Annotated in this window: 9 protein-coding genes and 1 pseudogene; 9 read left to right on the top strand and 1 reads right to left on the bottom strand. The window is 48.1% G+C overall.

Translation table 11 applies throughout. The features are described 5' to 3' along the window. Positions 1–22 precede the first annotated feature (22 nt). The 3 genes from AC0VZ8_RS31780 to AC0VZ8_RS31770 all read left to right on the top strand — a co-directional run bounded on the left by AC0VZ8_RS31780 (position 23) and on the right by AC0VZ8_RS31770 (position 3,256). Positions 23–616, top strand: a complete 594-nt coding sequence (locus AC0VZ8_RS31780) for a TetR/AcrR family transcriptional regulator (RefSeq protein WP_260068617.1) — start codon at positions 23–25, stop codon at positions 614–616. A gap of 110 nt (positions 617–726) precedes the next feature. Next, on the top strand, positions 727–1,974 hold the full coding sequence (locus AC0VZ8_RS31775) for an MFS transporter (protein ID WP_475485447.1): 1,248 nt from the start codon (positions 727–729) through the stop codon (positions 1,972–1,974). A 421-nt stretch (positions 1,975–2,395) separates the two neighbouring features. Further along, a complete protein-coding gene (locus tag AC0VZ8_RS31770) occupies positions 2,396–3,256 on the top strand; it encodes a formate/nitrite transporter family protein (RefSeq protein ID WP_475485446.1) in 861 nt (286 codons plus the stop codon). Positions 3,257–3,410: 154 nt separating this feature from the next. Here the strand turns inward: AC0VZ8_RS31770 and AC0VZ8_RS31765 are convergent. Further along, a pseudogene (locus AC0VZ8_RS31765) lies at positions 3,411–3,592 on the bottom strand (amino acid permease); the annotation flags it as partial. Between the two features lie 257 nt (positions 3,593–3,849). Here AC0VZ8_RS31765 and AC0VZ8_RS31760 point away from each other — a divergent pair. The 6 genes from AC0VZ8_RS31760 (at position 3,850) to AC0VZ8_RS31735 (ending at position 13,440) form a co-directional block, all read left to right on the top strand. Further along, complete coding sequence (locus AC0VZ8_RS31760; RefSeq protein WP_475485445.1) at positions 3,850–5,937, top strand: molybdopterin-containing oxidoreductase family protein; 2,088 nt, start codon at positions 3,850–3,852, stop codon at positions 5,935–5,937. A 344-nt stretch (positions 5,938–6,281) separates the two neighbouring features. After that, positions 6,282–7,259, top strand: coding sequence for an ABC transporter permease (locus tag AC0VZ8_RS31755; RefSeq protein ID WP_475485444.1), 978 nt, complete (start codon positions 6,282–6,284; stop codon positions 7,257–7,259). Between the two features lie 27 nt (positions 7,260–7,286). After that, positions 7,287–8,186: a carbohydrate ABC transporter permease gene (locus tag AC0VZ8_RS31750; protein ID WP_194539970.1), complete on the top strand. Its 900-nt coding sequence runs from the start codon at positions 7,287–7,289 to the stop codon at positions 8,184–8,186. A gap of 67 nt (positions 8,187–8,253) precedes the next feature. Then, positions 8,254–9,933, top strand: a complete 1,680-nt coding sequence (locus tag AC0VZ8_RS31745; protein ID WP_475485443.1) for an extracellular solute-binding protein — start codon at positions 8,254–8,256, stop codon at positions 9,931–9,933. A gap of 94 nt (positions 9,934–10,027) precedes the next feature. Beyond that, entirely contained in the window at positions 10,028–11,608 is a 1,581-nt protein-coding gene (locus AC0VZ8_RS31740) for a response regulator (RefSeq protein WP_194539968.1), read from the top strand. After that, a complete protein-coding gene (locus AC0VZ8_RS31735) occupies positions 11,605–13,440 on the top strand; it encodes a cache domain-containing sensor histidine kinase (protein ID WP_220687279.1) in 1,836 nt (611 codons plus the stop codon). The genes AC0VZ8_RS31740 and AC0VZ8_RS31735 overlap by 4 nt, the downstream gene beginning before the upstream one ends. Positions 13,441–13,672 lie beyond the last annotated feature (232 nt).

The raw sequence follows: 13,672 nt of genomic DNA, 5'->3' as shown, positions 1-13,672 counted from the left end.
CAAGCAAGGAGTGCTTACATCGATGTCTTCAGAAAAAGCGCAGCGAAAGCGCGACATGATTCTGGATAAAGCGAAGGAACTGTTCATCCAGCGCGGGTATGCGGCAACATCCATGGATGAACTGGTCAAGTATACGGGTGCCAGTAAGGGAAGCATCTACTATCACTTTGAGAGCAAGGAAGATTTGTTCGTCAAGCTGCTGGCGAAGCAGAATCAGGAATGGATGGAAGCCTGGGACGATCAAAAAGCCCGTTACGCCAGTTTCGAGGAGAAGCTGTACGGCATTGCCGATCATATGGTCGACGACTTCCAGAATCCGCTGACCAAGATTGCGGAGGAATTCTATATCAATCAGCCGGAGAATAAGACGATTTTGGGCGAGTTGCTGGCCATCCTGCAAGGTCCGCGCACGCTTTACCGCGAGATTTTAGCGGAAGGAGTAAGCGAAGGGCGAATACCTGCAGAGGATGTAGAGGAAATATCCATCATATTTGCATCGCTGCTCGATGGGATGTCGGTGTCGCACTTTGAACGGTCCCAGGAGGAATCAAGGCAGCTGTACCGCAAGGGAGTCACTTATTTTTTAAACGGTGTGTTATCTAGCCGAGGATCGTAGTGTACCGGAGGATTTATCGGAAACGCTTCTTCTCGATTTGCAAGCGGGGCGGGCGTTTCCGCATAAATATATTTAAACCGAATAGTCGGTTTTAATTAGGGGGATAAAACATGAGGCATTTGTTTGGCAACCGCGCGTTTGTGCTGCTGATGGTTTCGGATTTCATGCAAAATATCGGGATCTGGATCCGCAACATGGCATTGTTGTTCTTCATTATGGAGAAGAGCAACCATGATCCGGTTGCCGTATCGCTGCTTACCGTAATTGAATACGCGCCGATCTTTGTGATCTCCATGATTGGCGGCGTGCTGGCGGACCGTTGGCGTCCCAAGCGAACGATGATCTGGGGGGACATTCTGAGCTTTTTATCCATATTGCTTATCCTGTTCGTTGTGTATGCGGGATATTGGCAGGCCGTGTTTGCGGTGACCCTGGTTTCGGCTGTTGTATCACAATTCTCGCAGCCATCGTCCATGAAGCTCATCAAGCGCTGCTTGCCGGCTGAGCATGTGCCCGCGGCCACGGCTTTGTCCCAGACCTCAATGTCGCTGTTTATCATTTTGGGGCCGATGGTCGGTACGACGATTTATCAAGCTTTTGGATTACAGGCATCATTAATCAGCTTGTTGGTTCTATTCGGTGCTTCGGCGATCGTGCTAATGTTTCTTCCTTCCAGTGTGGATGAACCCTCTAACAATTCGGAATCGACCGGTTCCTTTATGAAGGACATGAGGGCGGGCTTCACTTATATCGGTTCCAGTCGGCTGTTGAAGGTGCTGCTGGTGGTCTACGTTTTATTGGCGCTCGGCAGTGGACTTGTTCAGCCGCTTGATATCTTTGTCATCACGGAGCGTTTACAGTTGGCAATGTCCAGCGTTCAGTGGTTCACCGCGCTAGAGGGCCTAGGTATGTTAATTGGCGGCGTCCTGGCTGCTGTCATTGCGGGGAGAGTGAAAGGCAACTACTTGTTGTTCGCCGGGCTTGCCTTCCTTGGCCTCTCGACCTTTGTCGAGGTGCTGTCTCAGTGGCCGATCCTGACCGGCACGATGCGCTTCGCAACTGGGGTGCTGATGGCGATGGCGCAGACGGTTCTGATGGCCGTGATGATGCAGCAGGTGGAAGAGAAATTCATCGGTCGGCTGAATGGCGTGATGACGCCGTTGTTTACCGGCATGCTGCTCATTGGCTCCGGGTTTACGGGATGGTATATGTCGGCAACCTCCATTGTGGTCGTGTATTTTACGGCAGGTGCGCTCTTCCTGCTGTCGTCCTTGATTAGTATGAAGCTTCCGATCTCGAACGTTCAGGCTCAGGAAAAGGAAACGCCTGTTGGGGTAGAGGCTGCCGTCGAGGCGTAGGATAGTGGTTAGAACATGTTGCTGGTAAACTGGCATAGGCTGGGTTTAGAACTTGTTGCTTGTAAGCTGGCATAAGCTTGCTGGTTTAGAACAAGAGGGCTGGTAAAAGCACCAACCAAGCGGTGTCGGGATTATTTCCTGGCACCGCTATTTTTATAAGTACCGCTGGCTCGAATTGAGCGTATGATTGATCTTAAACGTGATCAAGGGCAGCCAGAACACAAGGCTGTCCGATCCTGACGCACAAGGTCGTGATATAATTCACGTTCTTGCTCTGGCGGCTGCGGTACAATATGGGTAACTGTAACTGTAACTGTAACTGTAACTGTAACTGTAACTGTAACTGTAACTGTGACAGAAACATCAGAAGCTGCATTCGAGAGATTTCAGGACGGAATGCGGGAGAAATGGGGGAACGGCCATGGCCTATAACAAGCCTGATCGCATTGCGGAGATCACCGTGGAGAACGGGGTGAAAAAAGCACATAACTCCGTCATGAACGTAACGATATTAGGATTTTTGGCGGGTGCTTTTATCGCGCTCGGCTTTTTGCTGGATATTCGCGTGATTGCCGGGGCGTCCGAGGCTTGGGGAGGCATTGCCGGTTTTATAGGCGCGGCGATATTCCCTGTCGGACTGATTCTTGTATTGCTCGCAGGCGGAGAGCTGCTGACGGGCAACATGATGGCCGTGTCCCTGGCCAGATTCAAGAAGCGGATTTCCACGAAGGAGATGATACGGAATTTGGCTCTCGTCACGGTAAGCAATATGGCGGGGGCGTTGTTTGTCGCTTACTTCTTCGGTCATGTGACCGGTCTGACAGGCAGCGGCGTTTATCTGGAGAAGCTGGTGGATATGGCGGGACACAAGCTGGACGACAGCTTCCTGCAAGCTTTCTTGTCGGGCCTCGGCTGCAACTGGCTCGTAGCGCTCGCCGTGTGGCTGTCCTACGGATCGGACCAGATGAGTGGCAAAATTCTCGGGATCTGGTTTCCGACGATGGCGTTTGTAGCCATCGGCTTTCAGCACGTGGTGGCAAACATGTTCCTCATTCCGGCCGCGATATTTGAAGGGTATTACAGCTGGGGTGAGTATTTCATAAATTTCATTCCGGTTTGGCTTGGCAATTTCGTCGGAGGCGCGCTGTTTGTGGGGGCTGCCTACGGGACCGTATATTTGAAGAAGAATGATAAGGTTGAGGTCATTCCACGCGGCGAACAAGATGCTGCGCTGCCTTCCGCTCCGGCTACCGGCACTGCTCAACAGGTTCATTCTGCGTAGAGATGTTTCTTAATACCGTAAGTCTGGCAATACTCAAACAGTGGAAAATAGCTGCGATGGACCCATCCTTTAAGAAGGGATCGGATGATCGCAGCTTTTTTGTTGTTGGCGGAGCGGACTCTTTGTATAAGGCGCAAAAGAACAAGCCCCCTATTTTTTTAAAATGGTAAGGCACAGTCGTAATAATCACATCTCTCCGATACAGTAAATGTGCACGGATGAGCAAGCTGGATTGATTGTGCAGGAAGTTATGCCAGCCCTTCTTGGGGATGAACTGCGGGATGATCACGGAACCTGGTAGTCGGATTCGCTTGCCTTCCCCTGTACGGTATGGATAATGCCATATAAAACAAATTCGCCATGCCGGTCTCGGGGGAGGAGACATGGGCATGGCGAATTTTTGGGAGTGGTCCATGATTTGGCAAGGAAGAGAAAGGGTCTGGGTTCCTCTTCGTTGCTCTTGATAGGAATATACCCGGAAGGAAGTAGAGTGAATCACCGATGCAGAAAAAAATGTAAGACTTTACTGGAGCCCTGATTTTCTTTTAAGATAAAGGGATATGATTCAGCGTGTACAAGGGGGAATAGACGAAATGACTCAAGCGATGATTCATCAGGAAAACGGCGTGTTTCCGGCGGTCTGTCCGTTGGATTGTCCCGATACTTGCGGCCTGCTGCTGCATAAAGAGAACGGAAAAATCGTGAAGGTTACCGGTAATCCGGATCATCCGATTACGCAGGGAGCCATCTGTAATAAAGTCCGTAATATGGCACATCGGGTGTATCATCCGGAGCGCGTGTTATATCCGCTGCGGAGGGTAGGGCCCAAAGGTCAGGGAGCTTTCGAGCGAATCAGTTGGGATGAAGCGGTTCAGGAGATTGCTGAACGCTACAAGAAGCTGATCGAGGAGCACGGCTCTGAGAGCATACTGCCTTACAGCTTCTACGGCAACATGGGGATATTAAGCGTGGACGGCATGGATCGGAGGTTCTTCAACAGGCTGGGCGCCAGCCGGCTGAAGCAGTCGATCTGTAATTCCGCAGGCAATGAGGGCTGGAAATCCGTTATGGGGTTTAATGGAGGCACCGTCCCGGAGGATACCGTCCATGCCGATGTCATCATCGTCTGGGGCGGCAACATCGTCAGCACCAATATGCATCAGGTGGTGTTGGCAGAGAAAGCGCGCAAGGCCGGTGCCAAGGTCGTTGTCATCGACGTGCATAAGAACCAGACGGGGCAATGGGCGGATTGGTTCATTCCGCTGTTTCCGGGCACGGATGCGGCACTGGCCGTCGGCCTCATGCACATCATGTTCCGTGACGGTATGGTGAACGAGGAATTCCTCCGGCAGTATACGATCGGTCATGAAGCCTTGCGTGAGCATGTGAAAGACTATACACCAGAGCATGTATCCTCCATTACCGGAATTCCAGTTGAGGATATCGAGAAGCTGGCCGAGCTGTACGGCCGGGCGGATACTTCCTACATTCATATCGGTAACGGTCTTCAGCATCATGACAATGGGGGCTTGACGGTGCGCAGCATCGCGGCGCTTCCGGCCTTGACCGGACAATGGCTGAAGCGGGGCGGAGGGGCCGCCAAGTCGAACGGCGGCTACAACAGCATGGACAGCGATGCGCTCGAACGTCCCGATCTCCGGCCGAATCCGGATTCCCGGACGATTAACATGAACCGGATCGGCGAGGCGCTTGCCATGACCGAACAGCCGATTAAGTCGGTCTTCGTCTATTGCAGCAATCCGCTGGTTGTCGCTCCCGACACCGAGCGGGTAAGGGAAGGGTTTGCACGGGAGGATCTGTTTACGGTTGTGCATGACCTGTTTATGACGGATACGGCCAAGTATGCGGATATCGTGCTCCCGGCAACCTCCTCGTTCGAAAATACCGACCTGTTCGCTTCCTACTGGCATCAGTACATTCAGCTGCAGGAGCCGGTCATCCCGTCGCTTGGGGAGAGCAAGAGCAATGTAGAGCTGTTCTCCATGCTGGGGCGGGCTATGGGGTTCACTGACCCGGCCTTTCATGAGACGGAAGAGGAGATGATGGCAAGAGCGCTCGACTTCCCGGATAACCCTTATCTGAACGGCGTCACGCTGGACAAGCTAAAGGAACACCGCTATGTGAAGCTTGATATGACGCCGCTTGAAACATATCTGGATCGTTTGCCGACGCCTTCGGGCCGGATCGAGCTTTACTCCGCGCAGTTGGAGGAAGCAGGTCTTCCGCCTCTTCCGACCTACGTTCCGCTCAAGGAAGGTTATGACGGTGTAAGGCGCGGCCGCGGGCACAAATACCCGCTTATGTTCATTTCGCCGCCGAACCACAACTTCCTGAATTCGACCTTTGCGAATGTGGAGAAGCATCAGAAGCTGGAGAAGGAGCCAACCCTGCAGATCCATCCGGAGGATGCAGAGGAACGCGGTATAGAGGACGGAGACATGGTTACGGTATACAACGACCGCGGAACCTATGAAGTTCGGGCCAAGGTAACGGATAAAATGCTGCCGGGCACCGTTGTCAGCCAAGGCCTGTGGTGGGAAGGCGAGGGCCGCAAACAGCGTGCCAATGCCCTTACACCCGACAGGCTGTCGGATATGGGCGAAGGGGCTACCTTCTTCTCAACGGTGGTCGAGGTCAGTACTAAAATAACCGGTGCATAAAGATGAATACATTGACTGTCTTGCGGGTCTATATGACCTCAAGGCAGTCTTTTTTTTAGAGATAAGAAAGTATAAACATCCGAGGCTTAGTAACCCCTTATCTCGGAAGAGAAACTTCCGCTAAATGCGTCTGTCTATTGAGGAAGCGTCGATAGACGTTTTTTTGTTGGCTGGAAAGGGTGAAACATTCCGGTAGAAGTATAAAAAATCGGGGTTTTATTATATAGATTCAAAATATTTCCATAGGTAGAATGATACTAAGTCAATTGCAAGCGGTTTCGAAAACGGTAAATATTCAGAGACCCGGCGTGCTTTTACATCATTTCGTAACGGGAGGATAACTTATGCCGCAAGCTACTGCAGAACAGCAACCATCGCCCATTGCCCGGCAGCCAAAAGTCCATAGTAAAAATTTTCTTAGGCGATTCATGAAGCAATGGGATGTTCAGCTCATGGTGATACCCGGCGTCATTCTAGTTTTCATTTTTGCCTATCTGCCTATGTACGGCGTAATAACCGGATTTATGGATTATAACCTATTCACCGGCTCGAGAATTTGGGATAACCCGTGGGTTGGTTTTAAACATTTTGAAGCTTTTTTTGCCGCCCCCGAGTTTGAAAGGATTTTGCGCAACACGATTGTGATCAGTTTATTGAAATTCTTTATCGGATTTCCAGCACCGATCGTACTGGCACTTTTATTGAATGAAGTTCGCCATATGTTATTCAAAAGAGTCGTCCAGACGATTACATATCTGCCTCATTTCTTATCATGGGTTATTGTGGCAGGGTTCACCACCGCCTTGCTATCAACGGAGAACGGAAGCATCAACATTCTGCTGGAGAGCCTAGGGGCCATTGATGAACCGATCAATTTCCTTTCGTTAAAGGAGTATTTTTGGTCGATCCTGATTTCGGCCAACGTATGGAAGGAGATCGGATTTAACTCGATTGTATTCCTGGCTGCGATTGCGAGTATTGATCCTGCTCTCTATGAGGCTGCCGACATCGACGGTGCAAGCAAGTCCAAGCAAATCTACCTGATTACGATTCCTTCGATTATGCCGGTCATCATTATCTTTATGATTCTTGCGATCGGCAACTTGCTCAATGCAGGCTTTGAGGACATCCTGCTCCTGGCATCCAATCCGGTGCTGCGGCCGGTATCCGATGTTATTGATACGTATGTCTATCGAGTAGGCCTAGGGTCACACCGTTATTCTTATGCGGTTGCTATCGGATTGTTCAAGGCGATTATCAGTGTTGGACTGCTTACGATCGCGAACTATCTGGCTCGAAGATCTGGTAATAGCTTATGGTAACAATCAGCAGCCCTCAGGAGGTACGGCATGTTAAAAAGAATTAGCTTTGGTGATAAGGTCATGCTTATCGTGATTTACGTGTTCCTCAGTTTATTAGCCTTCTCGGCACTCTATCCTTTCTGGAATGCGGTGGCTGTTTCCTTCAACGTAGGTGTCGATACCGCAAAGGGCGGAGTCACCTTCTGGCCAAGAGAATTCACAACCGAAAATTATAAAATCATACTCCAGGACGACCGACTGCTTAACGGGTTCTTCATATCCATAAGCCGTACCGTAATCGGCACCGCAACCTCCATATTCATGACAGCGCTTCTCGCATTCGGGATGACCCGAACTTATCTGATCGGACGAAAATATTACACATTGTTCTTTATATTCACCCTCTACTTTGGTGGAGGGTTGATTCCAACGTATCTCCTTATCCGTTCACTCGGTCTGATGGACAGCTTTCTGGTATTTATTATTCCATCCTTAATCAGTGTGTGGAACATGATTATTTTTCGGACCTTCTTTCGAGGTCTTCCCGTAGGGCTGGAAGAGTCAGCCCATATTGACGGCTGCAGCAATTGGGGCACATTCTTTCGGATTATTCTCCCATTGTCCGGACCGGTTATCGCTACGCTGGCTCTGTTGACTGCCGTTGGACACTGGAACGACTGGTTCCTGCCGAGTATCTACATCACCAGTGATCATTTACTCCCCATTCAGACGATTCTGCGGCAGACCTTGAATGCCAATATTGTATCGGGTTCAAGCTCCGTGCTCGATAGCGCTTCTGTTGCCCTACTGGATCAAGCAAGGCAAATCACTTCAAAATCGCTCACAATGGCGATGATGATCGTGGTGACCTTACCGATCATTCTTGTCTATCCTTTTGTGCAAAAGTATTTTGTCAAAGGTGTACTGGTAGGCTCGCTGAAGGAGTAGTTGACGAACGGTTTAAGGCGAATAGCTTTGAACATATATATTTTTGTTAATGAGAGGGGTTAAGTGAATGAGAAAGACGAAAAAGCCGTTGCTCGTATTGGTCTCGTTGCTATTGATAATGGTTACGGCTCTAGCGGGATGCGGAAAATCGGCAGCTCCAGCTCCAGCACCACCGGCAGCAAACAATGATGGCGAGAAGAAAACCGATCCGCCAGCAGAGGGGAATCGTGACGGCAAATGGGTACTTGGTGAGAAGCCGCTGGAGTTTTCAGCATATTCTCACTATGAGAACTCGGACTTCCCTAAATGGGAAAGCACGCCTGTCGGTAAATATTTAAGTGAAGAAAAACAAGTGAAAATCAACATGATTGCGGCTGCTGGAGCACATACGCAAAAGCTGAGTGCGATGATGGCTTCAGACGACCTGCCGGATATGATCTGGACAGACAAGAACCATCCAGACTTGGAGAGACTCCGCAAAGAAGGAAAACTGGTAGCCTATGATGATTATTTGGATAAGTATCCCAACCTGAAGACATGGATGGGCGATCTGAACATGTTACGTTCAGATGATGGCAAACTGTATATGTTCCCTAACTGGTATTCATCCAATCCTTACGGTAACGCCGGTTACGTAGTTAACAAGAAAATCTATAAAGAGCTGGGCGAGCCTCCGCTCGAAACAACGGACGATCTATATGATTATCTAGTGAAAGTTAAAGATAAGTACGGCAGCAGCATCATTCCGTTCGAGCCGCACCGTGCACAGGAAAGACAGGGACTTGGCGTGTTATACACGGCCTTCGGAGAGGGAGCAAGTTACACGAATCTGAATGCTAGCTTGCTTGCGGTTCCAAAAGACGGAAAACTGACGTCAGTACTTACAGATCCGGTATTCCGAGAGGCTCAGAAATATATTGCTAAACTGTACAGAGAGAAGCTCATCTCTCAAGATGCCTTTAACCAAACGGAAGATCAGATTTTGGAGAAAGTCATGACAGGCAGAGTGGCAGTATTTGCAGGAGCAAGTCCCACAACGATGGCAGGCGAAGCGCACCCTGAATTGATCAAACAAGATCCGGATGGCGGGTATTTCATGATTTGGCCTATTCATAAGCCAGGTCTGGATAAGAATAAGATTTATCCAGGCACCTACACAAGCTTTGGATGGAATGCTGCCTATATTACAACGGCTGCTGAGGACCCTGAAGGGATTTTCGCATTCCTCGACTGGTACACAGGTCCGGAAGGGATGAACGTCCAATTCTTCGGTCCAGAAGGAAAGAACTGGGACGGATTCGATGAAGATGGTAAGCCGAATTTCACCGAGAATTATGATCCGGCAGAAGTAGCAGAAATTCAATCTAAGAATGAGCCTGTTATGTTCGTAGGTAATACGAGTTATATTGACCCTGCCAAATATAAATACATGGAGAATCTCCCCTTCGAAGAGCAGGACTGGAGAACACGTTACCAACAAACGATTACTTGGCCAACTCAATTAAACGTTACAGAATTTGTTAACCTCAATCCGGCTCCAGATTCGGATGAAGGCATTATCAAAGCATCTGTCGATGAACTTTTCCTCGAAATCTATGCTAAGTCCGTCATGGCGAAGAACGACGAAGAGGTTGATAAAATTCTCGATCAAGGAAACAAGGATTTGATGGATTTGGGCTATGGTCAGCTTCTGGAATGGCGGACGATCAAATGGCAGGAGAATTTAGCTAAATTGAACGGAAAATAATAACACAGTAATGTCAGGGGGGACTTCCCAAAGAATCCATAAGGTTCTTTGGGATATCTCTGTTTTGCGAACATAATTGTCTGGAGGGGGTTCTATGTACAAGGTGCTGCTTGTGGATGATGAAGAACTAGATCTCGAAGGCATGAGAAGATTCATTCCTTGGTCCGATCTGCATATGGAGTTAGTGGGGAGTGTCAATAATGCATTGTCGGCATGTGAAATTATCAAGAGCGAAGATGTTGATATTTTAGTCAGTGACGTCAATATGCCTTATATGTCTGGACTCGAGCTGGCACGGATTGCGCTTGAACATAAACCTAACATGCGAATCATATTCGTCAGCGGATATCAGGAATTCAGCTATGTACAGCAAGCACTCTTATTGAAGGCTTACAGTTATGTTCTCAAGCCGATGAACGATAGGGAGCTTGTTGCTTCCTTAATCAAGGTAAAGCGGGATCTAGATGAAGAAAACAAGCAGCGCGAGGTGGAGATGGCTTATCAGGAGATGATCCCCATTGTCAAAAGCGATTTTCTTATACGTCTGCTTGAGCGGGAAGAATCGGAAGAATTACTGACAAAGATGAGTATCTCTTATGAATTCGACCAGTTGAAATGGCCGGTTCGCGTCGCAGTCATGGAGCTCGATAATGTTTCATGGCGTCAGGCGGGGAGCCTTTCCTCACAGAGGGAATTGGCGAGAATATTCCTGCAACGTATTCAAGAGGCGATTACGGATAGTGGGAGCGGCATGCTTCCTTACTGTAAGCTGTCTTCGCAACGAGTAGCGATACTGCTGGAGGACAGTAACGCTACTCCAACGATAAGCACACTGATGGATAGCGTTCAGCAGCATTTGATGACATCCATGACAACGGGCATTGGTGAACCCGTACGCACCTTGGATCAACTTCACCTGTCGTATAGGCAGGCTGTTGAAGCGGTGGAAGGCAAGATGTTTCTGGGCAAGGGAAGTATTATCAAGTACGAAGACGTCAGTGCCGAGCCGGGAATGCTGGATGCAAGGATGCTTGATGAACGCATGAACGTCCTCTTAAAGGCAATGGAGGAATACGAGCTGGTTCAAATCTGTGATGAACTGGAAAAATTATTCGGCTCTATAAGGAGTCTGCGCTCCCGTTTTACCGTGCATAATATGTCGAATTATATTATATGGAAGCTCGAACAATATTTAAGCAGTCGCAATGAAGACTTGTTTGACCTGTTAGGCATGGATATTCATCATCTGGATATCTTGATGCAGTTCGAAACCGTCAGCGATATTCGTTCATGGTTCATCCAGCGTATATTCGAAATTTCCGAAAGATTATATGAGAAATCCAATTCCAAGGATAGTAAATTCATCCGCAGTGTCATCCAAACGATGAAAGAACGAATGAGTGAGAATATAACGATAAAGGATATTGCCCAGCATTTTTCTTTTTCGCCGAGTCATATCGGATTTTTGATTAAAGAGCGGTCAGGAAATACGTTTAATGAACTGCTTGTACAACTGCGCATGGAAAAAGCGTGTGAATTGCTAAAACAGCCTGGCCTTAAAGTTTATGAAGTCGCCGATCAGGTAGGATACCGCTATCTTCCTTATTTCAGCCGGCAGTTCAAAGAAAAATTCGCCATGACACCCATGGAATATCGAAAGAGAGAATTGGGATGAACAATCACTGGATTTCATCATCCGGAACAGACGGCAAGAAGCTGGGGTATATACCCGTCGGTTATAAGCTCATGCTGACTTTTACGGTCTTTACTTTGCTATTGGTTTCTGTAAACTTTTATATTTCGCATTCGATGTATGATGAGACTATGCGCGAACAGACCCGCGTCAACATCCAGGGGACGCTTCAGCAGATTCGGGATAACGTTGCCTATAAGGTGGATGATATCGTCCAGACATCGGCGACATTGTATGATGATCCTGCATTCATTCAGAGCATCCGCCGGGATTTATCGGGTGCTGAGAATCATGTCCGTATGAACAATGTGATTCTCCCAAAGCTAGAGAGCGCTGCAAAGGCGGTTGGCCTTAATTTAAGGCTATCCGTCTATTTTCATAATCAAACGGTGTACGAGAAGTATAAAAATTGGAATCACGAAATCAACCAAGATTTCAACGAACAAACCTATGATATTTACCATATGACCCGGGTTTCCAATGAGTTTTGGTATTTCACACTGCCGGGAGAGAAATACAATGCAACCATGATCTGGAGGCAGGTGGAAGAGGATGAGCGGGATGGACGGATTTCGATGATTCGACGAATGGTGGATATGAACAATCCGCTGCAAATTAAAGAAGTGGGAATCATGCGGTTCAGTGTGCGCTTGTCGCAGCTGTTCGATAGTGTAGATTACGCGAAACTTGGGGACGGAAGTATGTTATCGGTACTGGATCCCTTTGGGAATGTGGTGTTTACCTCTGGCCCATCTGTTGAAGATAATAACGACACCCTCGTCAAAGTAAATGAACCTACGGGGTTAACAGCACACGATCAGAAGCATTATTTGATCATCGAAGAAGATTTGCCACAGAAGAACTGGAAGATCGTTGCGCAAGTTCCGCTTAATATTATTGAACAGGAAGCGAAGAGAGTACGAACCGTTTTGATAGTCATTTGTATCATCTGCGTAGTGTTATTTACATATACGGGGTATGTTATTTCCCGATCTTTCTCTAAACGAATCCTGAAGATTGTAGGGGTACTCAATGCATTTCGGGAAGGGGATCTGCATAAACGGATCGCTTATCGGGGCAAGGGGGAGTTCCCTCAAATTGCGAATGCCTTGAATGCGATGGGCGAGGATATCGAAGCGTTAATAAAAAAAGTGTATTTAACCCAGCTACAAAAGAAGGAAGCAGAGCTTGAAATGCTGCAAACGCAGATTAATCCTCATTTCTTATACAATACGCTATCCTCCATTAATCAGCTTGCGAAATTCGGGGAGACGGAGAAACTTCAGGATATGGTGGTGCAGCTGGCACAATTTTATCGGCTTACCTTAAATTCAGGCAGAATATTGATACCCATCGCTTTAGAGATTGAGCAGGCCAATGCGTATCTGGATATTCAAAAAGTAAAATATGGTCAGCGCATGGAAGTCACTTTTGATATCGACACGAATATATGGCCTTACGAGACTATAAAACTGATTTTACAGCCCTTCATTGAAAATGTGCTGAAGCATGCTTGGAGTGGAGATCGTATTCATATTCGGGTTTCAGTCCAAAAGGAAGGCGATGATATCCTGTACAGAATCATAGATGATGGCCTGGGTATGAAGCAGGAACGAATCCAAGAGATATTGGATCCCCAGGATCATAGTCACACGGGCTGCGGGATTCGAAACATTGACCAGCGGGTGAAGCTGCATTATGGGAGCGAATACGGCGTGTCCATCTTCAGCAAAGTCGGAATCGGGACTTCGGTTCAAATACGCATACCTGCAAGATCCAGAAATTCAAACCCCGATAAGAAGGCGGCGGGGTAGACGGGGAGCTCTGAACCAAGGGATTCTTCAACAATTGAGGATCCGCTGTTTAGCGTCCTGTTCGCTGTTATGGTAAAGCGTCAATGAGTGTGCTTGCTAAAAATGGATCTCTCAAGCGATACTAGGATTTGGGCGATAAGAAGTGACAAGCAATGTTCATTCTTACAGGATTATAGGACAGCAAAAAGACGGCGTTCGCCTCTTTTTTGAAGAATAATTAGAAAAAGCCCGC

Source organism: Paenibacillus sp. QJM3NY_38, assembly GCF_056173265.1.
The sequence above is the reverse complement of the archived record's forward strand: the minus strand, read 5'-3'. Positions and strand labels throughout refer to the sequence as shown.